A 24,390-nucleotide genomic window follows, 5' to 3' on the forward strand; every position below is an offset into this window, starting at 1 on the left:
CAACCCTCATTTGTTTACTGTATACTTATCCAGTGATGAGTGAGGGCTTACTATGCGCAAAATAATCCATGTCGATATGGACTGCTTTTTTGCCGCAGTGGAGATGCGTGACAACCCGGCGCTGCGGGATATTCCCATCGCCATTGGCGGCAGCCGCGTTCAGCGTGGTGTCATCAGCACCGCCAACTATCCTGCGCGCAAATTTGGCGTGCGCAGCGCGATGCCGACGGCGATGGCCTTAAAGCTTTGCCCTCATCTCACGCTTCTGCCAGGCCGTTTTGAAGCCTATAAAGAGGCTTCCCTTCATATTCGGGAAATCTTCTCCCGCTATACCTCTCTGATAGAGCCGCTGTCGCTGGACGAAGCCTATCTGGATGTGACCGACAGCGTGCACTGCCATGGCTCCGCCACGCTGATGGCGCAGGAGATCCGCCAGACGATTTTCAACGAGCTGAATCTGACGGCATCGGCGGGCGTCGCGCCCGTTAAATTCCTTGCCAAAATCGCCTCCGATTTAAATAAGCCCAACGGTCAGTACGTCATCACGCCTGACGAGGTGCCGGCATTTTTGAAAACGCTGCCGCTTGGCAAAATACCCGGCGTGGGAAAGGTCTCCGCCGCAAAGCTGGAAAGCATGGGGCTACGCACCTGCGAAGACGTGCAGCGAAGCGATCTCGCCATGCTGCTTAAGCGCTTTGGAAAGTTTGGCCGCGTGCTGTGGGAGCGCAGTCAGGGAATTGACGATCGCGATGTGAACAGCGAGCGGCTGCGGAAATCCGTCGGCGTTGAGCGCACCCTCATTGAAGATATTCATGACTGGTCCGAATGCGAAACCATTATCACGGAACAGCTTTACCCTGAGCTGGAACGACGTTTAAGCAAGGTGAAGCCGGACCTGCTCATTGCCCGTCAGGGCATCAAGCTTAAATTCAACGACTTCCAGCAGACCACGCAGGAACACGTCTGGCCGCGTCTGAATAAAGACGATCTTCTCGCGACGGCGAAAAAGGCATGGGTAGAGCGCCGGGGCGGGCGAGGGGTGAGGCTGGTGGGATTGCACGTTACGCTGCTGGATCCGCAGCTAGAGCGCCAGCTGGTTCTGGGGTTGTAAAAAAGCCCGGTGGCGCTACGCTTACCGGGCCTACGTTTTTCACCCTCTCCCTGTGGGAGAGGGCTGGGGTGAGGGTATTACTTAACGGGGATCGCTTTCAGCAGCTCAGTCAGCAGCGTCCAGTAATGACCGACGCTTTCGATATGAACCTGCTCATCCGGCGAGTGCGGGCCGGTTATGGTTGGCCCGATGGACACCATATCCATGTCCGGATACGGTTTCTTGAACAGGCCACATTCCAGACCGGCGTGGATCACCTGAATGTTCGGGGTGCTGTTGAACAGACGCTGATAGGTTTCACGCACCAGCGCCATCACCGGAGAACTTGCATCCGGCTGCCAGCCCGGGTAGCTGCCTTTTGCAGACGTTTTCGCGCCCGCCAGCGTGCCCAGAGATTCCAGCATGCTCACCACGTACTCTTTACCGCTGTCGATAAGCGAGCGGATCAGGCAGATGATTTCCGCGCTGTCGTCGCTCATGGTCACTACGCCCACGTTCAGTGAGGTTTCCACCACGCCTTTCGCCACGTCAGAGTTGCGGATCACGCCGTTTGGCGTCGCGTTCAGCAGCTGAACGAAGGTGTCACGAGACTGCGCGGTCAGCGCGGCTTTATCCGTAGATACGGATTCCAGCACTACGGTCAGGTTTTTCTCTTTCGCCGACAGTTCGTTTTTCAGGATATCCAGATATACGGTGGAGAGTTTTTTCAGCTCGTCCGCTTTTGCCGCTGGAACCGCCACGGTGGCGAAGGCTTCACGCGGGATCGCGTTACGCAGGGTACCGCCGTTGAAGTCCACCAGACGCAAATCCAGCTCGGCCGCATGGCCTGCCAGGAAGCGCGCCAGGAGCTTGTTGGCGTTACCCAGACCCAGGTGAATATCGCCGCCGGAGTGGCCGCCTTTCAGCCCTTTCAGCGTCAGCTTGAAGGTCTGGAAGCCAGCAGGAATCGCTTCGCGCGACAGCGGCAGGGTAGAGATGAAATCAATCCCGCCCGCGCAGCCCATGTAGATCTCGCCTTCTTCTTCAGAGTCGGTGTTGATCAGGATGTCCGCCTGCAGCCAGTTCGCCTGCAGACCGAACGCGCCGTCCATGCCTGCTTCTTCGGTCATGGTCAGCAGCACTTCCAGCGGACCGTGCTCAACGCTGTCGTCGGCCAGCACGGCCAGCGCAGAGGCCATACCGATGCCGTTATCCGCGCCCAGCGTGGTGCCGCGTGCTTTCACCCAGTCGCCGTCGATGTACGGTTGAATCGGGTCTTTGGTGAAGTCGTGAACGGTGTCGTTATTCTTCTGTGGCACCATGTCCAGGTGCGCCTGCAGCACAACCGGTTTGCGGTTTTCCATGCCTGCGGTAGCCGGTTTGCGGATCAGAATGTTGCCAACCTGGTCACGTTCAGCATGCAGACCTTTTTCCTTCGCCCAGCCCATAATATGTTCGGCAAGCTGTTCTTCATGGTAGGAAGGGTGTGGAATGGAGCAGATTTTCGCAAAAATATCCCACAGCGGCTGCGGAGATAATTGAGACAGTTCAGACACGATAAGTCTCCTTGTCGAGGCGCTGCAAACAGGGTTGCAGGTCACAGGGTTAGCAGGTTAATAGTTACCACAAGTCAGGCTTGCGAGATGAAACTGAGAATACCACTTTCTCTGCTGGCTGGTAGCATAAAGCATGTAAAAACTCAGGCAGAGGGCGCTAAACACTGGTTTTTAGTGCGTCAGATCTCTATAATCTCGCGCAACCTATTTCCCCCTCGAACACTTTTTAAGCCGTATAAAAACAGGCTGGGACACTTCACATGAGCGAAAAATACGTCGTCACCTGGGACATGTTGCAGATTCACGCACGCAAACTGGCTGCGCGTCTGATGCCTTCCGAACAGTGGAAAGGCATTATTGCCGTCAGCCGTGGCGGTCTGGTACCGGGGGCGCTGCTGGCACGTGAGCTGGGTATTCGTCATGTCGATACCGTTTGCATCTCCAGCTATGACCATGACAACCAGCGCGAGCTGACCGTGCTGAAACGTGCGGAAGGCGACGGCGAAGGTTTCATCGTTATTGATGACCTGGTGGATACCGGCGGTACTGCGGTTGCTATCCGCGAAATGTATCCGAAAGCACATTTCGTCACTATCTTCGCGAAGCCTGCTGGCCGCCCGCTGGTAGACGATTACGTGATTGATATCCCGCAGGACACCTGGATTGAACAGCCATGGGATATGGGCGTGGTCTTCGTACCGCCAATCTCTGGTCGTTAATCACGTTCCGCAATTATTTTAACGCCCGGTGATGCCGGGCGTTGTTTTTTTTAGTCTGACGCGCGTTACAATAGTCTCTATACGACGTATTCATGGAGGCAACGCAATGACGCAGGCGAATCTCACCGAGACTCTCTTCAAACCCCGTTTCAAACACCCTGAAACGTCGACGCTGGTGCGTCGCTTTAATCCGGGTACCCAGCCTGCCGTCCAGTCCGCGTTAGACGGTAAAAACGTGCCTCACTGGTATCGCATGATTAACCGCCTGATGTGGATCTGGCGCGGTATTGACCCTCGTGAAATCCTTGATGTGCAGGCACGTATCGTGATGAGTGAAGCCGAACGTACCGACAGCGAACTCTACGACACGGTGGTGGGCTACCGTGGCGGAAACTGGATCTACGAGTGGTCTAAACAGGCGATGCTCTGGCAGCAAAAAGCCAGCCAGGAAGAGGATGCCACGCGCAGCGGCAAGCAATGGCTGCACGCCGCTAACCTTTACGGCATTGCCGCATACCCTCATTTAAAAGGGGATGAACTGGCAGAGCAGGCTCAGGCGCTGGCGAATCGCGCCTATCAGGAGGCGGCTCAACGTCTGCCGGGCCGGATGCGTGAACTTGAGTTCACCATTTCAGGGGGCGCGTCCGTTACCGGGTTCCTGCATATGCCTGAAGGTGAAGGTCCGTTCCCGACCGTCCTCATGTGCGGCGGGCTGGATTCGCTGCAAATTGATTATTACAGCCTGTATGAGCGTTACTTCGCACCAAAAGGGATCGCGATGCTGACGCTTGATATGCCTTCAATTGGTTTCTCATCCAAATGGAAACTGACTCAGGATTCCAGCCTGCTGCACCAGCATGCGCTCAAAGCGCTGGAAAACATACCGTGGGTTGACCACACCCGCGTGGCGGCATTCGGCTTCCGTTTCGGCGCGAACGTCGCGGTGCGTCTGGCTTATCTTGAATCTTCTCGTCTGAAAGCCGTCGCCTGCCTCGGCCCGGTCGTTCACGCCCTGCTCAGCGATCCTGCACGCCAGGGAAGCGTACCTGAAATGTACCTTGATGTGCTGGCCAGCCGCCTTGGCATGCATGATGCATCAGACGAAGCGCTGCGCGTTGAGCTCAATCGCTACTCGTTAAAAACGCAAGGATTGCTGGGACGTCGCTGCCCAACGCCGATGCTCTCTGGGTTCTGGAAAAACGACCCGTTCAGCCCGGAAGAAGAGTCGCGATTAATCACTTCGTCATCTGCGGATGGCAAATTGCTTGAGGTGCCGTTCAGCCCGGTCTATCAGAATTTCGACAAATCACTGAAAGAGATTACGCGCTGGATCGCTCAGAGATTGTGTTAATAGATTGCTAAATTTCGCTGGTTTGGTAAAACAGTGGCTTCACAAAAGGAGATCGCAATGACGTTACCGAGTGGACACCCGAAAAGTAGACTGATTAAGAAGTTTATGGCTCTCGGCCCGTATATTCGAGAAGAGCAGTGTGAAGAGAATCGCTTTTTTTTCGACTGCCTGGCTGTATGCGTCAACGTGAAGCCTGCACCCGAAAAACGTGAATTCTGGGGCTGGTGGATGGAAATGGAAGCAGAGGAAAAACGCTTTACGTATAGCTACCAGTTTGGCCTGTTTAATAAAGACGGCAACTGGCAGGCGACCACCATTAAAGATCAGGAAGTGATTGACCGCCTGGAATATACGCTAAAAGAGTTCCACGATAAGGCACGCGCGCTGCTGGCTACCCTAGATCTCAAGTTCGAACCCGCGGATGACTTTTCCAGCGAAGCGGTGAAGCTGACTGCCTGATAGTCTTCTCCTCCCTCTCCCTGTGGGAGAGGGCCGGGGTGAGGGCACCAGACCGCATTAATCCCCGACAAAAAAACCGGCCTCAAGCCGGTTTTTTTATTCCGCATCATCAGAACTGGTAGGTCATACCCAGTGCAACGATGTCATCGCTGCTCACGCCCAGTTTATTTTTGTCGTCAATCTGGTTGATTTTATAATCAACAAAGGTGGACATATTTTTGTTGAAGTAATAGGTCGCGCCAACGTCAATATATTTCACCAGATCTTCGTCACCAATACCTTCGATATCTTTGCCTTTAGACTGGACATAGCCCAGGGAAGGGCGCAGACCAAAGTCGAACTGATATTGCGCAACAACTTCAAAGTTCTGCGCTTTATTTGCAAAACCGCCGGAAATTGGCGTCATATTGCGGGTTTCAGAATACATTGCAGCCAGATAAATATCGTTCGCATCATATTTCAGACCGGTTGCCCAGGCTTCTGCTTTCTGGCCCTGGCCACGCGCCAGCAGGTTCTGAGCGTTGGTGCGGTCAGAGTTGGTGTAGGCACCGCTGACGGCGAAATCGCTGCCGCCGAAGTCATAGGTCAGAGAGGTACCAAAACCGTCGCCGTTCTGTTTTTTGGCGTCACGGTTTTCGTTTTTGCCCTGGTACTGCAGCGTCATGTCCAGACCGTCAACCGCGCCGAAGAAGTCGGTGTTGCGGTAGGTCGCCAGGCCGGTAGCACGCTTGGTCATGAAGTTATCGGTCTGTGCGGAAGAATCGCCGCCGAATTCAGGGAACATATCGGTCCATGCTTCGACGTCATACAGGGCACCCAGGTTACGGCCGTAATCCAGCGAACCAAAGTTTTTCAGCTTCAGGCCAGCGAACGCCAGACGCGTCTTCTGAGAGGAGTCGCTCTCAGCTTTGTTACCTGCAAATTCAGATTCCCAACGGCCATAGCCCGTCAGCTGATCGTTAATCTGAGTTTCGCCTTTAAAACCGAAACGAACGTAAGTCTGATCGCCATCTTTGGTGGCATCATCACTGATGTAGTGCATGGCTTTCACTTTGCCGTACACGTCCAGTTTATTACCATCTTTATTATAAACTTCAGCTGCGTGAACGGATGCAGAAGCCACTACGCCCATAACCATTAATGCCAGAGTGCTCTTTTTCATTTTCGATCCTGTCTTATAAACGCGCTAAAAAATTCGCTGGACGATAAGCTCATGCTTAAGTCCCGTGAAAAAACAGAAAGGGTTTTATCGTTCTGGAATGAAACTTTTATGACAAACTAAGAATAATTTTAAAAAACTGTGATTTATTATTTCGGTAATAAAAGTGTCAAACTTTCCCGCTAGGCTTCCTGATCCCGCGCAACAAAGTGTTTCGCGATGTGCTAAGGCAGTTGGCAACGGGGCTGACTCCTGTTAAAACGTTCGTTCGACATTACTTTCCCTTATCGTTGAACGGCAGAGAATCATGAGTGACAGCCAGACGCTGGTGGTAAAACTCGGTACCAGTGTTTTAACAGGCGGATCGCGCCGCCTAAATCGCGCCCACATTGTTGAGCTTGTACGTCAGTGCGCTCAGCTGCATGCCGCAGGGCATCGTATTGTGATTGTGACCTCCGGGGCGATTGCCGCCGGGCGTGAACACCTGGGTTACCCCGAACTCCCCGCGACGATCGCTTCCAAACAGCTGCTGGCCGCCGTGGGCCAAAGCCGACTCATTCAACTCTGGGAACAGTTGTTCTCCATCTATGGCATTCACGTCGGGCAGATGCTGCTGACGCGTGCGGATATGGAAGACAGAGAGCGCTTCCTGAACGCCCGCGATACCCTTCGCGCGCTGCTGGACAACAATATTGTTCCGGTCATTAACGAGAACGATGCCGTTGCTACCGCTGAAATCAAAGTGGGTGATAACGATAACCTCTCGGCGCTGGCCGCGATTCTGGCCGGTGCCGATAAATTACTGCTTCTGACCGATCAGCAGGGGCTGTTTACCGCCGATCCGCGTTCCAACCCGGAAGCCGAGCTCATTACCGACGTTCACGGCATCGACGATGCGCTGCGCGCCATCGCCGGTGACAGCGTTTCAGGCCTGGGAACGGGCGGTATGGGGACCAAGCTGCAGGCCGCTGACGTAGCGTGCCGCGCCGGTATCGACACCATCATTGCGGCGGGCAGCCGCCCTGGCGTGATTGGTGACGTGATGGAAGGCATCTCCGTCGGCACCCGCTTCCACGCCCAGGAATCCCCGCTGGAAAACCGCAAGCGCTGGATTTTTGGCGCGCCTCCTGCAGGCGAACTTGTCGTCGATGAAGGGGCAACCGCCGCGATTCTGGAACGAGGAAGTTCATTACTTCCTAAAGGAATTAAAAGCGTGACAGGCAACTTCTCCCGTGGTGAAGTGATCCGTATCCGTAACCTCGAAGGCCGCGACATCGCACACGGCGTAAGCCGTTACAACAGCGACGCGCTGCGCCGCATCGCGGGTCACCACTCGCAGCAGATCGACGCCATTCTGGGCTATGAATATGGTCCGGTTGCCGTGCATCGCGATGACATGATTATTCGTTAAGGAGCCAGAACATGCTGGAACAAATGGGCGCTGCCGCGAAGGCTGCCTCTTACAAACTGGCGCTCCTTTCCAGCCGCGAGAAAAACCGCGTGCTGGAAAAAATCGCTGATTATCTGGAGTCCCAGTCCCAGGAGATTTTGCTCGCCAACGAGCAGGATTTACTGGAAGCGCGTCGCAACGGCTTGAGCGAAGCGATGCTCGACCGTCTGGCGCTGACGCCAGCACGCCTGAAAGGCATCGCCGACGATGTACGTCAGGTCTGCAATCTGGCTGACCCGGTAGGGCAGGTGATTGACGGCGGGCTGCTCGACAGCGGTTTGCGCCTTGAGCGCCGCCGCGTGCCGCTCGGCGTTATCGGCGTTATTTATGAAGCCCGTCCAAACGTGACGGTGGATGTTGCGTCTCTGTGCCTGAAAACCGGTAACGCCGCTATTCTGCGCGGTGGGAAAGAGACATGGCGCACCAACGCCGCGACAGTGAAAGTCATTCAGCAGGCGCTGGAAGAGTGTGGCTTACCGGCGGGGGCCGTACAGGCGATCGAGAGCCCAGACCGCGCTCTGGTCAATGAAATGCTGCGCATGGACAAATACATCGACATGCTGATCCCACGCGGTGGCGCGGGCCTGCACAAGCTGTGCCGCGAGCAGTCGACGATTCCGGTGATCACCGGCGGTATCGGCGTGTGCCATATCGTGGTCGACGACAGCGCTGAGATTGAACCAGCGCTGAAGATTATCGTTAACGCGAAAACCCAGCGTCCAAGCACCTGTAACACCGTAGAAACGCTGCTGGTGCATCAGGATATTGCGAACATCTTCCTGCCTGCCCTGAGCAAACAGATGGCAGAGAGCGGCGTGACGCTGCATGCTGACGCCAGTGCGCTCGCACTGCTGAAGGATGGCCCGGCTAACGTTGTTCCAGTAAAAGCGGAACAGTACGACGATGAGTTCCTGTCACTGGATCTGAACGTGAAAATTGTTGCCGATCTCGACGACGCCATTGCGCACATTCGTGAACACGGCACGCAGCATTCTGACGCGATCCTGACGCGCACCTTGCGCAATGCCGATCGCTTCGTGAACGAAGTGGATTCCTCTGCGGTGTATGTGAATGCTTCCACCCGCTTCACCGACGGCGGCCAGTTCGGCCTCGGCGCTGAGGTGGCGGTCAGCACGCAGAAACTGCACGCGCGCGGTCCGATGGGGCTGGAAGCGCTGACCACGTACAAGTGGATCGGCTTCGGTGACGATACGATTCGTGCGTAAATAATCACGGGTGATGCAAAAATAGCCGTTTGATTCAAAAGGGCATTGACGCATCACCCGGATAGATCTAACCTTTTGCCCCGTGGTTACGCTCGTAACCGGCCTCTCAGGGCCGATATAGCTCAGTTGGTAGAGCAGCGCATTCGTAATGCGAAGGTCGTAGGTTCGACTCCTATTATCGGCACCATTTCAAACTTTTCCCAAATCTACCGAAATCAACTAAAAGCCCGTATACTGCGCTTTCTGGCCGCATCTTATCTCCTGATATCAACTTGCCGCCACGCGCAATCACGACATCGTGACGATCATCCTGAATGAGGACCGGGTGATTCCGGCGATATTTGAGACCATGATCGGCGAGGGAGTCTATGCCGATAGCTGGCGCAAGCGGGCACTGCCCCGCGTCAGCACACTGCAGGCATTCAATAAGCCATACCCTGGGTGATGTTCTGGCGGAGCCTGCCGCGTTGTGCTGCGGAATGGGCCAGGAAACCGGGCAACGCGCGTTGCTGATATTGCTGTCGTACACGCTTATCTTTTACAAGCAGCCAGAGAGCAGGATTCGGTGACGCTTAACCGTCTCTCAGATACTGGCGCACCGCGCTTGTCTTTCCCCATTTGCTCACTCAGCACTGGACAGCTTAAGCAAATGGGAAGCGATCCCCCAACGGAGGGTCATATCCTCCTCTCCGCCCGCCTCCAGCACGGTATAACTCGCGTTCGGTTGTGCGTAGCGGTTGAAATGATCGATGTTGCCCTCTTTAAGCAACGCAAGCATACCCTGCATGACATGTCCGTGAGTGACAACACAGAACGTCTGATGCGTTGTGGTTGCCATCTTCTCGTGCAAAAAATGGATAATACGCTGAGAAGCGTGGGCAAGCGACTCGCCGCCAGGAGGACAAAACGCGGCATTCTGTGAAAATAACGCGAGAAACTGACTCGGATATTCCTGCTCTAATTGTGCCTTCGTCATACCTTCATATTGACCAAATGACTGTTCTTTTAGGGCCTCTTCGATCACCAGCGGGCACTGAAAATGGCCCGCCAGTGCCTGACCCATTTTCCACGCGCGTCCAAGAGGTGAAGTAAAGACACATTCCACCGGATAAGCAGCATCCGTTAAAGCCGTCAGTAATGCCGATGTTTCCAGCGTGCCGCGGGCAGTCAACGGGCTATCCTTGTGTCCCTGGACAACACCGTGCTGATTCCATTCTGTTTCTGCATGCCGCACTAAAATCACTTTCATCAGAAATTACAATTGCTCCAGTAGCTGGCCTGCATCCACAAGAGGCAATGATGGCAAGGCATGCCATGCATTCCAGATTGACCCAATGATATCCTCTTCACGGTAGTCCGAAACGGTACCCTGAACGAGCTGTTCAAGCCATTCAAGCGTATTCGTATAACGAGCAAGATCTGTACAGGCGGTTTTCCAGAGAACATTCTCCAGCATTAGCATTAACAACTCTTCGTCTTTATTGATATCAAATTCAACCACTGGAAGTTGCTTAAGCGTGCACAGCGTCTTCACCAGCTTATCACTTTGTGACAGCGTGGCTCTGGGGATTGCAATCGGTAATGTGCTCATTTTCAACTGAGGAAGCATTTCACTCAGTGTTTCCAGGAAAAGCACCTTATCCACGCCGGCAAAGCTAATGCCGCCTAAGAGCCAGGGTGTAATAGCCCGGCGTATAGCATAAAATTCACGGACAGCTTTCTTGGCAATAACTAAATCATTTACGCTAAGAGCATTAATATGCGAGAAAATTTCGCGCCCTTCATTACCATGCTCACCTTCAATATTAATCTTCTCATGGACTATCTGGCTACGTATTGCTTCTGGAGCGAGACCGGAGTTCTCCAGTACGTCAATATAGGCCTGACTTTCCTCACTGGTTCCTTCCATCAGTGCCACCAGCGTGACGAAGGTCGGCAAATGAAAATGAGCCGCTTTGAGTAACATGGCCATTGTAGCCTCAGTGCAGAGATGAGGACTGGTAGATTCAATTTCCTCGTCGCTCATCCCAAAACCCAGTAACGACCGGCGCAGTAATTTTTCATGACCGACTTCATCAAAGAAGAAGTCACGGATCGCCATCGTCAGGTCGTCATTACCATAGTCGCGCAAAGATGCGGTAAGTACCCGTTCTGCAGCCCGAGTGACATGGTAATATTCAACGGACCAGCGCTTTAACGCCGCGTCGTCTATAGTTTTGGTGAATACTTTGCGGCTAAATTCATCCTGTTCAAAAGCAGGTAAAACAATATTGTAATAATAATTCTCAATCTCACAGATAAACGCCTTGCCTGAAATGACGTCATTTACAGATTGAGCGTCAGAAAGTAGATGTTGCTCATCGAGCATAGAGAGAAAATCATTAACCGTATATGGCTGCATTGCCGAACCCAGCCTTTCATTCAGCGCTGGAACATTAATATCAGCATCCGTCAAATGTTTAAGAATATCTCCGGCGGCCTGGGCCATTATTTCATTCTCAAAATCAATGGTAAAACTCTCGCTGGGAGTAATAAAAATAACTTGCTGGCGATCGAGTCGAAAGGTGATATCTTTTGCGAGGCATGGATTGTTTTGATAAATCATAAAGAAACCCTCAAAAAAGTAAAGGCACTCTATCGAAACAGAGTGCCTGGTTTGATCTATTACAGACGAGCGTTCATTACTGGAATAACACGACGAGTAACTTTCATGTTAGTCTCCTTGTTGAAGGTTAATAATCCTCGAAGAGGGCCTGTTTTCATACACCGATTTTCGGGTTAAATACCCAAAACTAATAAATAAAACGGTCACAAATTTTATAACGTTCCAGAAACGTGAAACCTGCATTCGCTGGCTCATATTTAGCAACAACAGGCATTCCTTTTTCCATCCACTGCGTCATTTCTTCGGTGGAGTATTTTCTTGTCGTCTGCCTCGGTGAATCGTAAAGCAAGCCGTGAAGCTGTACCAGTTCATCGAAATCCTGACGAGCCATCCCAGACTGTTGCTGATAAGGCCATGATTGATGTTCAATAATAGAATAATGCCCATCCCAGCGTACCGCGTGGTATTGCTCATGCAGCCATGCCAGAAGAGGAGGCATTAACTCATGGATTTCCTGTTGCCAAAAATCAGCCAGCAATAATAACGGCGCTTCAAGTTTAGCCTGTTTTAATAAGTTGCTTAAAGAATCCCATTCCTCTCTTTTTATCAGATTAAACGTCAGCTTTACATCCATCATGTCACGCAATGTGAATTTTTTAGTCACACCATCACGGAAAGTAAATTCAGCAATCAATAATACAACTAATCTCATTGCTTCTGTCAAGACGTATAATTGATTAAAATATAAATTTGAAAAATTTGACACAGGAAATGCATTAAAATGAATCTCAACATATACATCATCAAGAGCACGTTCGCCAGCATTATTCCTCAGTCGAAACTTGGCAGAACTTGCAATGCTGTTATTCGTTTTCCGCACCCAGACAAACATTTCTTTGAAGCCAAGAGACAATAGATAATCATGTGCCTCGATAAAATCTTTTTCATTTTTATATAAGATATCAACATCGCGAGATTCACGCTGAAATCCTTGAGGATAAAAATGCTTAAAGCTTTCCCCTTTAAGGGTTATCAAAGAATCAGACTTACATTTCTGTGTTAGTCTTGCAAGTAATTTCTCATGCAGCAAGCTTTTTTTACGATAAATATCCAGTCTTTTTTGTGCCCATGAAGAAAGTGTATTTTCTTTGCACCAAAATTCAAGCCAGGCATAAAGTAATTTATTTCGATACAGCTCTTCCCAGTGTTCTTCACCGATAGACGGTAATACAGCATCGCGACCAGAAATAAGATACTGACTGAAATAATCGTAGAAGCTCAATAATTCTTTATTAAATTTCATAGACAGACTCCCTGTGTGATTTCAGTGCCCATAAGGTAACGGGAACAGTTAACACTAACTCAACGACTGCTGTGAGTAGATAGACCTGCCGTACCCCCATCCGCCAGGCTATATACCCACCAATCAAGGTCGCGACAGGAATCCCACTTTTAACAAGAGCCCCTGAGATACCTAGCGTGGTCCCATAGCTGGCAGGATCAGAACAGAGCTGGCGTAATGTTCGAAATGAGACCGCTGAAATCACTATCGATAGTGATTCGATGAACATTGAAATCACCAGTACAGGGTAGCTGTTTAGTTCATAAACAAGAAAATAGAGCAGTGCGTTGATGAGCATTGACGCAACCAGAAGCCCCAGCAGCATTGAGGGCCTTTTACTGATAAAACCTAACAGCCATGCCCCGACAATGCCCCCCACCCCTGCTGCTGTAATGATACTCCCGGTATCAAGAGCACTCAGCTTCAACTCATGGGTAGCGTAAAAAACCATCAGTGTTGCTGGCACAGTTTCGACAGCATTCACGAGCAAAATAATAAATGAGAGATGCATCAAAGCACGGTTCGCTCTGAATGCCTTAATTCCTTCCTTAACACGTACGAAAAACAGCGAATACCAGGGCTGGTGCACGCTTTCCCTTTTTTCATAACGTGGGGTAATCAGCGACACCCCAAAAGAGAAACCAATTAGCAGAAACAGCGTCCACTGCAAAGACCAGGTTAGCGCCCACCCCATTGCAAGGGGAATAACGACGGTAACAATTTGTTCAAACAGTGATGTTCTCGTATTAAAATCGCCCCATTTTTCTTTTGGCAGCACATCATAAGCAGTACGGCTAGTCCCTGCAGAGACGCTGTAGGCAACAGCCGACATAATAAATAGCGCGACATAAAGCGCCTGTATAGGTAACCATTTGTTATAGACCAGGACCATCAACCCCAGCGGGAGTATATGGAGATAAAGACTCCAGCGCATAATGATCCCCGCCCCCCAGGAATCAATTGATGCCCCAACAATAATACCAACCACAATATAAGGAACGTATTCCATCGCACGGTAAGTGGCAAAGACATCAGCATCGGCAATCTGCTGAGCAAGAAAAATGGGAATCAGCACCGAGAGGCCGACAGCGATAATTTTGGAATAGGTAAATTGCAAGAGTAGCCGGGTCATGAAGATACCTCCTGCACCGGGCAAGAAGCATTCAGAACTTTGATGGCTCCCTCTACCGTCTGGTAAATAGCTTCTCTGGCCAGTGCCAGCCATTGAGGATCCGACGGGAAAAATACCTCGCGAAATTCCTCTCGAACCTTGTCGTATTGTGGTCCGGAACTGATCTGCCGTTGCCATAACCAGTTCTCACGCTGCATCGCGATCATGACTTCCAGCGCTGGACTGGTACCTAACTCCAGAACATAACCTTCTGCCCGCCCGCCAGGAAAAAGGCTATCGACATAGCCGGTCAGCGTGCCCTGGAGTAGAGAGGAAACCGCATTATGGCTGGCGTAATTAATGGCCTGAGCGAGAACAGGCTCTTTGCCGATACCCCGTCCACCTTCACGGATGATACTTAGTTGTCCCTTTTCACCCAGCCCCGTATGAATATCGAGCACCAGAAAATGACGGAACTGGCGGGATAATGTCAGGCATACTTCGCGTACAGCGATCTGGCTCGGCGTGATCTTATCCCCGCCATAAAAGAGTCCTTCAGGGTGATGATACTGCCCGCTGGTGATCACCGACTGTACACGTTGAAGCCCGTCGTGTGTAATCCATTCAAGCAACTTTGATCGAAGCTGCGACTGGTCGGGTAGCTCAGAGCCAGCAGGACAAATTATTTCACGCGCGCGATCATAATCCCTGTTGCGCTGGGGAACAGACCCACCAATAAAATTTCTGTTGAGATCGATATTTGTCTCATTCACTCGCCGAAGCTCATGCATACCCCAGGGATTGACGGCATGCACCAGGCAAATCGCAATATGTTTTGGCGTTGGGAAATCCCTGAGAAGGGTTTCCTGTATAAGTGCACCAGGTAGTCCCTCAACGCCATGCACACCAGAAAAAACAACAATGCAGGTTTTCGCCTGAAGATCACCGAGCACCGTATACGTTAAATGAAGAGCACTACCGTCTTGCCCCAGTGTCACGGGGATCTGTGTTACTTCTACTCCACGTTGCTGCGCAAGACGACTAAATTGCGCTCTGCTTTCGGTATACATGCTCATGTTACATCACTCCATCAGGCCACATTATCGATATCAGATTTATCAAAGGTCAGATGATAGAGCTCTTCGTAATACATAACGAAAAGCTTGTAGACATTATCAATATGCGAAAGGATCTTCTCTTCATCTTCAGGAAGATTCGCTGTTTTGACCAACACATCCCAGACAAAGTCGACATGATCATCATCATCGTCATGATCAACATGTGCGCGCTGACCTCTGACATACTCTTTGCCCATAACCTGCTCAATATTGTCAATAATATCGGGTTGCGTTTTTTCAGATGCTGATTCAATAAAATACGAACTGCAGAGTGATGCTAACGGGCGACCTTCATGTTCAAGACCGTAATAGAAATATCCCTGAAGCAACTTTGTGGATAAAAGTGGCTCGGTTGAATAAATCTCATCTGGTGACACACCAACTTTCTTCAAATCAGCAGCAAACATGGAGTCATGTAGCATTTCATCACCCGTATACTCGCACCAGCGTTTGGCAAGTCGCGGATCGGTTTTTGTAAAATAATGAATAGTTAAACCATCAATCGTGCGCTTCATCCGTAAACGCAGAATTATTTCAATTAAATTACGTTTGTAATATTCGAGATTAATATTTTTGGCGTCTTTCTGGTGTGATGCGCCAGGCACAGTAGTAAGAAATTTATTTACACGATCTGCAATAAATTTATCGACCCGCTGTCTGAATTCACTATGATTATTACTCATAAAACCCCTCAGTCGTGTTACGCATTGAACTGTTGAATGGAACGTGTTTACCTTTACCTGCAAGCCAGTCATCAAGTCCATCACCCCGCATTAATGCAAACTCCAGCGAGTAACTGTGATGAATCAAGTTGGTACAAATAATCATGAATGCAACATTGCTGAGGTGGATATCAAGCTTGTGAAGCTTGTTCTCCAGTTCCCTCACGGATAACGCTTTACCCGCGGGCATGCCATGCAAAAGCCACTGTTCAATGTCAGCAAGCAATAGGTTAGCCTCTTTCGGAAACGGGCAAGTGCTGACTGAAGATCGTAGTTCTTCCAGCGCAGTGGGCCAGTTGAAATCATTTTCAGAAAAGCGTGATGTTTTTCCATCCAAATAATCAGCAAGTTGTGCCGATTTATTTTCATGAAAGTTATCAACAATCTCCTGAAAAAAATTGTGGCGTTCCTCTGAACTAAACAGTATTCCAGATTCCCTGATAATATCAGCGGGCTCATCTGTGGTATGGACAAATTTAAATAAACGATTATGACTCTTCAAAATCGCTCGTAACTGCTCTGGCTTATGTAATTCTGGTAAAGAACTTCCCTTCAGGGACTGAAGGCGTACCGTGCCCGGCAACTCACGCTTCTGGCTATTATCACGAAATACAACCATAGTGCAGTCGTCACTGGTAAGCAGCTTTTCATTAAGAAAAATTCGGTCCAGTGAAAACTGATTCAGCTGATAGCGCCAATCTTCTCGCATTGTCCAGTGATTATAGCGAAACTCTCGCCATGTAATCGGCGTAAAGTTTTGGCGCTGCAAATAATCAAGCGCAGCCTGACATTTCCTTGCCATGAATGCATCGGGTTTGAATACCAGAACAGCAATATTTTGCAAAAAAGAGACGGTATTTTCACCAAAAACCTTCCGCGCGTCACTCCAGGCTTCCCTGAAGTATACATCTCGAGAATAAAATGTTTTTTTCTCGGGCATGACAGTTAAACCTTCCCAACTATCATGACCAACCTCATCAATAATATCTTCACCGGTATTATACATTAAGGACATCACTTACCTCCGACTGAACCAGGAAATAAGAATCTCAGATGCTGAGGTTATCGTCGCTAAATCTGCAGCAAAGGAAAAACGAATGAATTTGTGTCCATTATAAGGGTCGAAATCAACACCCGGAGTGATGGCAACTCCCGTTTCCTCAAGTAACTGTTTACAGAAAGCCACACTGTCATGGGTTAAATGTGATACATCAGCGTAGATATAAAAAGCCCCCTGAGGGTAGGTAATGTTTTGTAATCCACACTCTTTCAATGCTGCATACAGAATATCTCTTCTTTGTTGATATCCGGATACATATTCGTCCATAAGCTGATACGCTTTAAAAGCGTGAATGGCGCCCACTTGGCTCAGCGTTGAGGTAGCGATAAACAGATTCTGGATCAGTCGTTCAACGGTTCGCAGCCAGTTATCCGGTACAATCATCCAGCCAATGCGCCAGCCTGTCATCGAGAAGTATTTTGAAAAACTATTGACCACAATCGCTTTCTCGGAATATTGACGTGCGCTGGTTGCTTTAGTACCGAAAGTAATACCATGATAAATTTCGTCTGAAATCAGAGTAATAGCGTTACTATCACAATACACCGCCAGTTCATCCAGCACAGCAGCGTCATACATGGTACCGGTAGGATTATTCGGTGATGAAACAATGATTCCGTCAACCGGCTCCGTCAGGTCCCTGAGATGACGCGCAGTAATCAAATAATCAGTCTCCGCGGTGACGTGAATATCAACCGGGATTAAATCTAGTGCTAATAAAATGTTGCGATAACAGGGGTAGCCCGGAACCGGTACAGCAACCCGATCCCCTTTGTCAAAGCCTGACAAAAATGCCAGGATAAACGCAGCCGATGAGCCCGGGGTGACAATAATGTTTTCAGCTGGGACTGAGATCCCGTAAAAATCAGCATAATGCTGAGAAATATTTTCACGCAGTGCACTCAGCCCTGCAGCGACCGTATAACCCAGCGTCTGTTGCGGTAATGCGGTTTTTAATGCCTCAATGACGGGGGCCGGGGCGGAGGTACCAGGCTGCCCCACCTCGAGGTGCCATACGATCTTGCCGTGGGCCTCACGTTCGGCAGCTGCCTGCATAACGTCCATAACAACAAAAGGTGAGATATCTGAACGTTGGGATAAAGATTTCACGCCTGGTTCTCCTGTAATACGTCTTCAGCACTATTGCACGACTCCTCATTGATATAACGCGCAAGGATCGCGGCCCGATCGGCGATGACCTTTCTGGTCCAGGCCGAAATATGTGGAGTCATGTCGACATTATCGAGTTGTCTAAAATCTGCCGCTGATGGTCTTAATGCCTGGTCTCCTTTTTGAGGATAAAACTGCCATACATCGATGACAGCTCGGCCGATTTTTCTGTCGTGGCAGGCAGCGGCCAGGGCCTCATAATTTACACATTCAGCCCGGGCGATATTAATGAGTAATGTATCCGGCTCCATCATAGTGATGGCGTGCTGGTCAATAATATTTTGGGTATCTTTATTAACACCACAAGCGACAATTACGACATCACATCCCCGGATAAAGTCATCCCGTTCAGTTCGTGGGAAAAATAAAACTGAACCTGAGGTTTCGTATGGATAACGAGTCAGGCAGCGACAGGATGAGCCAAAGAACGAAAAAACCTCAATCACCTTGCGACCAATTCTCCCACCACCGATAACACCAACAGTGAGTTCATTGAGTTGTTTTCGCGCAATGCCTCCCAGCCGTGAACAATCCCGCCAGTCATAGCTGGATTTAAACCTTTCCCCAATACTATCCAGTTCTCGGAAATATGAGATGACGTAACTGAGAATATATTCCGATACGGCCATCTCGTGTGCTGCACAAGTTAAAACCTCAACATTCTCAGGTAATTGTGAAAAATTAATTTTATCAACGCCAATTCCAGGAACAAGAACCTTTTTAAGACTACTGGTTACAAAACGCTGATCAAATACCATGGATACTAAAATATCTGTATTCTGGCAATGAGAGGCAATCTCCGCGTCTGTCGCAGACTCATCCAAAAAGGTCATAACGTGCTTTTCTGCACACAAATGCATCTGGCGGCTCAAGTAGCAGGCCATATTTCCAAAGAAAAAAATTTTCACTCGCTCTCCAAAAATCATTATATGACTTTGAATCGGCTGTATAGCTGTGCTCTCGCATTAGCATCAGAAAGATGCAATATACAGATCATCCGGTCTGACAGTGTCAGGTTGGCGGAGAAAAACTCATTAACAACAGCATCACGGCATTGTGGCATTTGTTGATAGAAATCATCAGGCACTTCACCACTTGCGTTATATATCACACCATTTTTTTTATTATATCTAAATCCAGGATGCAGATAGTTAGCCAGTTGTATAGAGAAGTCAGCCAGTTCGTTATCATTGCTCAGTAGTATCTGCGGAAAGAAAGCAGAATTTTGAATGTCTGAAAAAGAAGCAAGTATTTTGAAAGAACGAGGGTTAACGGTTTTCAAAATAATATACTCATAATCCAGGCCTATTTTTTGAGACAATGTCGAAAAGAGACTTTGCAATATGGAATAAGTGACGCGAGTTCCATGTTGTTTTTCCGATATCAGCAATGTGTAAAGCATGATACATGTTTTACCGGCGATCTCAGCGACGTTGCAGCTTAAAAAACCACAACATTCATTTGTCTCTTTTGTATAGCAAAATAAGCACAGATCAGTCCTGGCAATGGTTTCAGGCTTGGCCATAAAGTAACTGTTAACCTTATGCTGTGGCATTGCCAACGCCAGCTCTCTTACCGCCTTCTCAATGTAGTCTGCTCCTGGCTTTTCAGGCCCAAATATGTCGACGTACACCGATCCTCTTTGCATCATTTCGTAGAGCCCAGCACTGCTGGAGCTCTCGCGGGCATGAGATACTTTCATTACGATGCAACCATTACATCTGCTGTGGTAAGCAAACCGTAGGATCTGCGTGATCAATCTTTTGTAGTTCAGGTGCAACCTGCTGAAGATGATCCAGTACCAGGCCCAGGCGACGCACACGTTCTTTGGCAACCGGCGCACCAACGCTGTCATAAGGATGGGATTGAGCGCTCGCGCCGACTTTCAGATACATCGGGGCAGCAATCTGAGCCAGCTCACCCACTTCATAGAAACGCAGATACCCACCTTTTGATGCATAGACATCAATCGGAATATCAATCACCAGGTCCGGGTTGAAACGTCGGATTTCGTACATCGTAGCGAGAGAAAGATCATGGGCTGTAGTAATACTGTCAGCCCCCGCATCAGCCATCAGACGAGCAATAATAGCGTTGGTTACCATGCAATGTGAGGACGTTTTAAACTTCATATTTGCAGGCAGGATCTCTTTTTTACGAAGCTCATTAAGAATAAACAGCACACCCGGATCGTAAACGATGAGGCCACGGCAGCCCAGCTCACTCAAGCGCAGCGCTTCTTCAATGGAGTGCGAAATGGCATCATTGTTATTGAGCTGGCGACCCTGTTCCATTCCGAACTCGGTACGGTAAAAAGAGGACTTAACATCATATTCCGGGCGCGGTCCCAGACCGAAGAGCATGCCATAGTTATTTTCATGACACAGTTGTAGCATTTCTTTAATTTCACGGTCGGAACGCAAAAAAGAGCCATGCGTTTCATTAAACCGGGTACAATAGATTTCGCTTTCGCGCAGTGCCGAGACTATTGTTTCCAGCATCATCAGATTATTGACTGCAGGTATTTCTACACCATATTGCCCCCCCTTCGGAAATGAACGCCCCGAAGGCTCTAAGGTCACATCATCAGAAAAAGGAAAACCATTATCACGGAGAATAGTCCGCGCTTTATCAGCACTACGTTTTAAGCTCATATTTAATCCTTCCTGTATGAAAACTAATGTGTGAATGCTACTTCGTTAAAAATGAAATCAAGAGAAAACAGATTCTTAGTTAAAAGGTTAAGGGCTTTCTTTCTAATTGTTTTTTTATGGCACTCATTCAGATAGTGCAGCGTTGACTTCCCGTCAATTCTTGCCAGCATCAGTACTGGAATGAGTGCCGCTATCCGTTTCTCAAGTCCCGTACGATCTTCCCAGTTCACTTTTTGCAGATATGACGTAGCAAGCAGTCTGGACATCAAGATAAAACGGGCATCCCCTAACCGATAAAATTTTAATATCAAATGATTAATACAAAATGCGATATCAAAAGCCGGATCAGCATAACAGGCACATTCTGCATCTAAAAAAACGGGTTTCGAATCACGATTAAGAATATTTTTTGGACTCAAATCCCCATGTATCACCGAGATACGATTCGCCAGAACCGACTCGCCAATCTCAACGAGGCGTTCACTTACGTCTGGAAATGTGTCGATCAGTGCAAAGATATATGGCTCAATGCGCGTCGCACGTAAAATGTCAGCACTATTAAACTCTCTGGCATAATTCTGGCTACCTGCCGTCATCTCGTGAAAAATGGCAATTTGCTCACCTAATTGTTGAACAAATAGCAAGTCGAACCGCCCAGAGAACAGCTGCCTTTGCCAGACTTCAGCTTCAGTAACGTCTATGTACTGCGTCACTAACAGCGGTTTTTTTTCATCAAAATAATAAACGTGAGGAACACTTTCCGCTGACACACGGCTGGCCATTTCCAGCCATAAATTCTCATAAAATGCTCGTTTTAGCGGGGCTGACCAGTTCTTCTGAACCCGTAATGTTGCTAAAGGCTGTTTAATAACATAACGCTTAAGATTATTCCCTTGCAGGCAATCCATAAGCCATACATCGGAGGAAACGCCTCCCTGAAGTCGTCTTACATTTTGGCTGGAAAACAATTCAATGCCAGTGCCATTCATTAACTCAAGCACGTAATCAACTTCATCAGAATCAATTTCTACAATTCCCCCAGCCTGGGGAAATGGCATATCGGTATCCATTAGAGCCATAACGTTGTCCGGTTGGATTTTGGCGTTTGTTATTTACAAGCTGTATCAGTGAGCGAATTTGAATCTACAAGGTGATATTTAACATGTAAAGCATTTTATTTACATTTCTTTAAAGTGCAAAAAAAACTTAAGAATTGTCTTATGCCAAAAATAGTAGGGGGCAAATGCAGCCAGCTGTTTTTTATGATTTTTTTAAAAGATATATTTTGGTCATAATTTTTAATTATGAAATTAAATGTGAACATAATCACTTTAACTCTGGTGTTAATGGGACCCTCCTAATTTTCATAGGTATTAATCTTTTGACTAATAGCCTTTTTCTTTTAGCATTCTTTTGGCAAACATTTCCCATATGAACTTACTTATCTAACCGCAAGTTACAACGAGACCAATAGCCATGGTGAAAACAGCTATCACTGCATTAATAGCACGTAAGGTCTGGAGTTCTTCAGGCTTGCCCGCGCTTGAGATTGAGGTTTTTATTGATAAACGGATCTCAGCCAGAGCTATAACGCAGTCGGGTCTGTCAGGTGGTTATGTTGACCCAATATTAAATAGCGAAAACATATGCACCAACTTACATAAAATGCTGGATTCTAAAATCCAATACATTGACAAAATACTCACCCCGCAGTTGCTGGGACAGCGTATCGACGACCAACTTATCATTGACTCTATTTTGAGCTTAAGTACACAAAATAATAAACTCTCGCATGCTGACACTGCAGCAATTTCTATTGCGGTTGCGGACCTTGCTGCCAGGTATTATGCCATTCCGTTATGGAAATACATTCAACAAGAATATATTGAACCCGTTATGCCGTTGCCAGAAATTGAAATATTCGGCGGTGGTGCTCATGCATCTTATGCTTCAACAGTACAGGATGTAATGGTGATTGCCCCCGGCGCAGAAAACTATCAGCATGCACTCTGCATCGGGGCAGAAATATTTCAGCGTATTAAAAATCAGCTGGTGAAGGCAGGAAAACCCACAGGGCTCTGTGAAAAAGGGGGGCTTTGGCCAAGCTACGACCATTTTCGCCATGCTTTAGAGATGGTAAGCGAAGCCATTGCGCATTCGGGTCTTACGGCTGGTAAAGATATTGGCATAGCAATCGATTTCGCAGCAGATGGTTTTTACGAGACAGGCCATTACTGGCTGAACGGAAATGAAGGTAGCGGTCAGACTTCAGATGACTACATTGCAACATTGACTTCGTTGATCAAAGAATTTCCGATCATGTCACTTGAAGACCCGCTGGCGGTAGAAGACAGGGCGGGATATCGTAAGTTGATGCAGCTGTCAGGCAAGCAAGTACAAATTATCAGCGACGATCTGTTGGATTCCGATCCGCGACTGGTGCAGTCCGAGGATGCAGCTTTACTGTGCAATGCCATCATGATCAAGCCGGCAAAGTCTGGCACCTTAACAAAGACGATTTCGGCGTTAAGTCATGCGCGAAGCAAAGGCTGGGGAGCCATCATGGCAGGGCGCTCTATTGACAGCGAGGATACAGCTGTAATGCACCTTGCGGTAGGCCTGGGGGTTGGTCAGTTCAAAATCGGTTCGCTGGCACGCGCTGAGCGGAGTGCAAAATTCAATGAGGGGATCCGCATCGCAGAAGCATCACGCGACCTTGTATTTGCTGGGGCAAAAGAGTTGCCATAAGGCATGTAGTGAATTGCTTGTTTGTAAATGACCTGTCGCAGCTACCCAGGCAGCATATTTACATTGTCAAACTCAGGAGAGGCGCATACTTTCCACCTATTACACTTGCGTTAAATTTTGTCTATACGCAGTTAATGGAGCTGAACGTTGGGTGCTGCAGGATCAGTTTTCCTTCAGCGCGCAGGGGATCAATACACCGCGCAGCCGGTCTGTTGTTCAGGTGGAACTCTACATTTATTACAAAAAGGATACAGGAAATCAGCCATGGCGCATGATAGCGCTCATGCTGCATTTCCCCCGTCACGCCTAAGTCGGCTATTAAAAATGCACAGTCCAGCTCGGCAATCAGTTCTTTAAAAGCATATTCCTCTGATTCGAAGCGGATAGGATGAATAAGATTTAATCTGTGCGCCGCTCCCGCCCAGTGAACCAGCTCATGTAGTGTGGTGGCGTAGAAATTATCTGCCTTTTTGAAGCGAAACCGAGCCGATAAGACGGTCTCATCCGCCGCAGGCCGGTAAAACGCCGAGCGTACTCTTTCCATCATTTCGCACCGGTACGCTTTATCAGGGCCACCACCTGCGATAGCGGGTCAAATGTGATGTGCGTCTGCGGAAGCGCATCGAGAAGCAGAACGTCCTATAATGCTTACTGATTCGCCAGACCTCTGGCAATGACTATCGAGATACCGTACAAGTGCCATATTTGACCGTTACAGATATCCTTCATGCCAGGAGAGCATTCGTATCGGGAAGTAAGTCATATTGTTCTTAGCCGATCGCGGCAGTGAGGTGGAATTTAAGAGCCGAGAAGATTTGTACGGTCTGTGAACGCATAAAAAACAAGATGG

22 protein-coding genes and 1 tRNA gene are annotated in these 24,390 nt (G+C 48.8%); 8 read left to right on the forward strand and 15 right to left on the reverse strand.

Features of this window, described 5'->3' with window-relative positions:
• Positions 1-52 precede the first annotated feature (52 nt).
• The gene (gene dinB, locus DFO52_RS17345) at positions 53-1,111 is read left to right on the forward strand and encodes a DNA polymerase IV (RefSeq protein WP_133550847.1); all 1,059 of its coding nucleotides are present in this window, start codon (positions 53-55) and stop codon (positions 1,109-1,111) included.
• Positions 1,112-1,188: 77 nt separating this feature from the next.
• Here the strand turns inward: dinB and pepD are convergent, their stop codons facing one another.
• Entirely contained in the window at positions 1,189-2,646 is a 1,458-nt protein-coding gene (gene pepD, locus DFO52_RS17350; protein WP_029739704.1) for a cytosol nonspecific dipeptidase, read from the reverse strand.
• Between the two features lie 260 nt (positions 2,647-2,906).
• Here pepD and gpt point away from each other — a divergent pair, with 260 nt between their 5' ends.
• The 3 genes from gpt (at position 2,907) to crl (ending at position 5,175) form a co-directional block, all read left to right on the forward strand.
• Positions 2,907-3,365 (forward strand): xanthine phosphoribosyltransferase, encoded by a 459-nt coding sequence (gene gpt / locus DFO52_RS17355; RefSeq protein WP_010427903.1) that lies wholly within the window; start codon positions 2,907-2,909, stop codon positions 3,363-3,365.
• A gap of 106 nt (positions 3,366-3,471) precedes the next feature.
• Entirely contained in the window at positions 3,472-4,716 is a 1,245-nt protein-coding gene (gene frsA, locus DFO52_RS17360) for an esterase FrsA (protein ID WP_054829891.1), read from the forward strand.
• 57 nt (positions 4,717-4,773) lie between these two features.
• On the forward strand, positions 4,774-5,175 hold the full coding sequence (gene crl, locus DFO52_RS17365; RefSeq protein WP_023310506.1) for a sigma factor-binding protein Crl: 402 nt from the start codon (positions 4,774-4,776) through the stop codon (positions 5,173-5,175).
• A 109-nt stretch (positions 5,176-5,284) separates the two neighbouring features.
• Here crl and phoE read toward each other — a convergent pair whose 3' ends face one another.
• Positions 5,285-6,337 carry a phosphoporin PhoE gene (gene phoE / locus DFO52_RS17370; protein WP_024909471.1) on the reverse strand — a complete coding sequence of 351 codons (1,053 nt, stop codon included), beginning with the start codon at positions 6,335-6,337 and terminating at the stop codon, positions 5,285-5,287.
• 304 nt (positions 6,338-6,641) lie between these two features.
• Between phoE and proB the strand changes: the two genes are divergently transcribed.
• The 3 genes from proB (at position 6,642) to DFO52_RS17385 (ending at position 9,197) form a co-directional block, all read left to right on the forward strand.
• Positions 6,642-7,745 carry a glutamate 5-kinase gene (gene proB, locus DFO52_RS17375; protein ID WP_008501877.1) on the forward strand — a complete coding sequence of 368 codons (1,104 nt, stop codon included), beginning with the start codon at positions 6,642-6,644 and terminating at the stop codon, positions 7,743-7,745.
• Positions 7,746-7,756: 11 nt separating this feature from the next.
• Positions 7,757-9,010, forward strand: a complete 1,254-nt coding sequence (gene proA / locus DFO52_RS17380; protein WP_059347788.1) for a glutamate-5-semialdehyde dehydrogenase — start codon at positions 7,757-7,759, stop codon at positions 9,008-9,010.
• Positions 9,011-9,121: 111 nt separating this feature from the next.
• Positions 9,122-9,197 (forward strand) — tRNA-Thr (locus tag DFO52_RS17385).
• Between the two features lie 435 nt (positions 9,198-9,632).
• On the opposite strand, the gene DFO52_RS17390 is transcribed toward DFO52_RS17385, so the two are convergent.
• From DFO52_RS17390 to DFO52_RS17445, 12 genes are all read right to left on the reverse strand, one after another.
• Positions 9,633-10,259, reverse strand: a complete 627-nt coding sequence (locus DFO52_RS17390) for a histidine phosphatase family protein (RefSeq protein ID WP_133550848.1) — start codon at positions 10,257-10,259, stop codon at positions 9,633-9,635.
• Between the two features lie 6 nt (positions 10,260-10,265).
• Entirely contained in the window at positions 10,266-11,615 is a 1,350-nt protein-coding gene (locus DFO52_RS17395) for an iron-containing redox enzyme family protein (RefSeq protein WP_121930937.1), read from the reverse strand.
• A 187-nt stretch (positions 11,616-11,802) separates the two neighbouring features.
• Entirely contained in the window at positions 11,803-12,918 is a 1,116-nt protein-coding gene (locus DFO52_RS17400) for a nucleotidyltransferase family protein (RefSeq protein ID WP_121930938.1), read from the reverse strand.
• Positions 12,908-14,089, reverse strand: coding sequence for an MFS transporter (locus DFO52_RS17405; RefSeq protein ID WP_029739711.1), 1,182 nt, complete (start codon positions 14,087-14,089; stop codon positions 12,908-12,910). The genes DFO52_RS17400 and DFO52_RS17405 overlap by 11 nt, the downstream gene beginning before the upstream one ends.
• Positions 14,086-15,144: a M14 family metallopeptidase gene (locus DFO52_RS17410; protein WP_133550849.1), complete on the reverse strand. Its 1,059-nt coding sequence runs from the start codon at positions 15,142-15,144 to the stop codon at positions 14,086-14,088. The genes DFO52_RS17405 and DFO52_RS17410 overlap by 4 nt, the downstream gene beginning before the upstream one ends.
• 14 nt (positions 15,145-15,158) lie before the next feature.
• The gene (locus tag DFO52_RS17415; protein ID WP_029739713.1) at positions 15,159-15,869 is read right to left on the reverse strand and encodes an iron-containing redox enzyme family protein; all 711 of its coding nucleotides are present in this window, start codon (positions 15,867-15,869) and stop codon (positions 15,159-15,161) included.
• Positions 15,862-16,914: a nucleoside-diphosphate kinase gene (locus tag DFO52_RS17420; RefSeq protein WP_166642369.1), complete on the reverse strand. Its 1,053-nt coding sequence runs from the start codon at positions 16,912-16,914 to the stop codon at positions 15,862-15,864. The genes DFO52_RS17415 and DFO52_RS17420 overlap by 8 nt, the downstream gene beginning before the upstream one ends.
• 12 nt (positions 16,915-16,926) lie before the next feature.
• Positions 16,927-18,078, reverse strand: coding sequence for an aminotransferase class I/II-fold pyridoxal phosphate-dependent enzyme (locus DFO52_RS17425; RefSeq protein ID WP_208110476.1), 1,152 nt, complete (start codon positions 18,076-18,078; stop codon positions 16,927-16,929).
• Positions 18,075-19,046, reverse strand: coding sequence for an NAD(P)-dependent oxidoreductase (locus DFO52_RS17430; protein WP_166642370.1), 972 nt, complete (start codon positions 19,044-19,046; stop codon positions 18,075-18,077). Before DFO52_RS17430 ends, DFO52_RS17425 begins: the two co-directional genes overlap by 4 nt.
• A gap of 17 nt (positions 19,047-19,063) precedes the next feature.
• Positions 19,064-19,840 (reverse strand): hypothetical protein, encoded by a 777-nt coding sequence (locus DFO52_RS17435; protein WP_029739717.1) that lies wholly within the window; start codon positions 19,838-19,840, stop codon positions 19,064-19,066.
• A gap of 13 nt (positions 19,841-19,853) precedes the next feature.
• Positions 19,854-20,792, reverse strand: coding sequence for a U32 family peptidase (locus tag DFO52_RS17440; RefSeq protein ID WP_196760027.1), 939 nt, complete (start codon positions 20,790-20,792; stop codon positions 19,854-19,856).
• A gap of 23 nt (positions 20,793-20,815) precedes the next feature.
• A complete protein-coding gene (locus DFO52_RS17445) occupies positions 20,816-21,871 on the reverse strand; it encodes a phosphotransferase (RefSeq protein ID WP_133550851.1) in 1,056 nt (351 codons plus the stop codon).
• Positions 21,872-22,268: 397 nt separating this feature from the next.
• On the opposite strand from DFO52_RS17445, the gene DFO52_RS17450 reads away from it, so the two are divergent.
• Positions 22,269-23,540, forward strand: a complete 1,272-nt coding sequence (locus tag DFO52_RS17450; protein WP_050583705.1) for a hypothetical protein — start codon at positions 22,269-22,271, stop codon at positions 23,538-23,540.
• Between the two features lie 121 nt (positions 23,541-23,661).
• On the opposite strand, the gene DFO52_RS17455 is transcribed toward DFO52_RS17450, so the two are convergent.
• The gene (locus DFO52_RS17455) at positions 23,662-24,087 is read right to left on the reverse strand and encodes a zincin-like metallopeptidase domain-containing protein (RefSeq protein WP_133550852.1); all 426 of its coding nucleotides are present in this window, start codon (positions 24,085-24,087) and stop codon (positions 23,662-23,664) included.
• Positions 24,088-24,390: the final 303 nt, after the last annotated feature.

The sequence above is a fragment of the Enterobacter sp. AG326 genome, assembly GCF_004362415.1.
Lineage (GTDB): Bacteria > Pseudomonadota > Gammaproteobacteria > Enterobacterales > Enterobacteriaceae > Enterobacter > Enterobacter asburiae.

Excerpts from the sequence above, each read along its gene's own strand:
- dinB (WP_133550847.1), top strand. The coding sequence starts at position 53 with ATGCGCAAAATAATCCATGTCGATATGGACTGCTTTTTTGCCGCAGTG.
- gpt (WP_010427903.1), top strand. The coding sequence starts at position 2,907 with ATGAGCGAAAAATACGTCGTCACCTGGGACATGTTGCAGATTCACGCA.
- frsA (WP_054829891.1), top strand. The coding sequence starts at position 3,472 with ATGACGCAGGCGAATCTCACCGAGACTCTCTTCAAACCCCGTTTCAAA.
- crl (WP_023310506.1), top strand. The coding sequence starts at position 4,774 with ATGACGTTACCGAGTGGACACCCGAAAAGTAGACTGATTAAGAAGTTT.
- phoE (WP_024909471.1), bottom strand. The coding sequence starts at position 6,337 with ATGAAAAAGAGCACTCTGGCATTAATGGTTATGGGCGTAGTGGCTTCT.
- proB (WP_008501877.1), top strand. The coding sequence starts at position 6,642 with ATGAGTGACAGCCAGACGCTGGTGGTAAAACTCGGTACCAGTGTTTTA.
- proA (WP_059347788.1), top strand. The coding sequence starts at position 7,757 with ATGCTGGAACAAATGGGCGCTGCCGCGAAGGCTGCCTCTTACAAACTG.
- DFO52_RS17390 (WP_133550848.1), bottom strand. The coding sequence starts at position 10,259 with ATGAAAGTGATTTTAGTGCGGCATGCAGAAACAGAATGGAATCAGCAC.
- DFO52_RS17395 (WP_121930937.1), bottom strand. The coding sequence starts at position 11,615 with ATGATTTATCAAAACAATCCATGCCTCGCAAAAGATATCACCTTTCGA.
- DFO52_RS17400 (WP_121930938.1), bottom strand. The coding sequence starts at position 12,918 with ATGAAATTTAATAAAGAATTATTGAGCTTCTACGATTATTTCAGTCAG.
- DFO52_RS17405 (WP_029739711.1), bottom strand. The coding sequence starts at position 14,089 with ATGACCCGGCTACTCTTGCAATTTACCTATTCCAAAATTATCGCTGTC.
- DFO52_RS17410 (WP_133550849.1), bottom strand. The coding sequence starts at position 15,144 with ATGAGCATGTATACCGAAAGCAGAGCGCAATTTAGTCGTCTTGCGCAG.
- DFO52_RS17415 (WP_029739713.1), bottom strand. The coding sequence starts at position 15,869 with ATGAGTAATAATCATAGTGAATTCAGACAGCGGGTCGATAAATTTATT.
- DFO52_RS17420 (WP_166642369.1), bottom strand. The coding sequence starts at position 16,914 with ATGTATAATACCGGTGAAGATATTATTGATGAGGTTGGTCATGATAGT.
- DFO52_RS17435 (WP_029739717.1), bottom strand. The coding sequence starts at position 19,840 with ATGAAAGTATCTCATGCCCGCGAGAGCTCCAGCAGTGCTGGGCTCTAC.
- DFO52_RS17440 (WP_196760027.1), bottom strand. The coding sequence starts at position 20,792 with ATGAGCTTAAAACGTAGTGCTGATAAAGCGCGGACTATTCTCCGTGAT.
- DFO52_RS17445 (WP_133550851.1), bottom strand. The coding sequence starts at position 21,871 with ATGGCTCTAATGGATACCGATATGCCATTTCCCCAGGCTGGGGGAATT.
- DFO52_RS17450 (WP_050583705.1), top strand. The coding sequence starts at position 22,269 with ATGGTGAAAACAGCTATCACTGCATTAATAGCACGTAAGGTCTGGAGT.
- DFO52_RS17455 (WP_133550852.1), bottom strand. The coding sequence starts at position 24,087 with ATGATGGAAAGAGTACGCTCGGCGTTTTACCGGCCTGCGGCGGATGAG.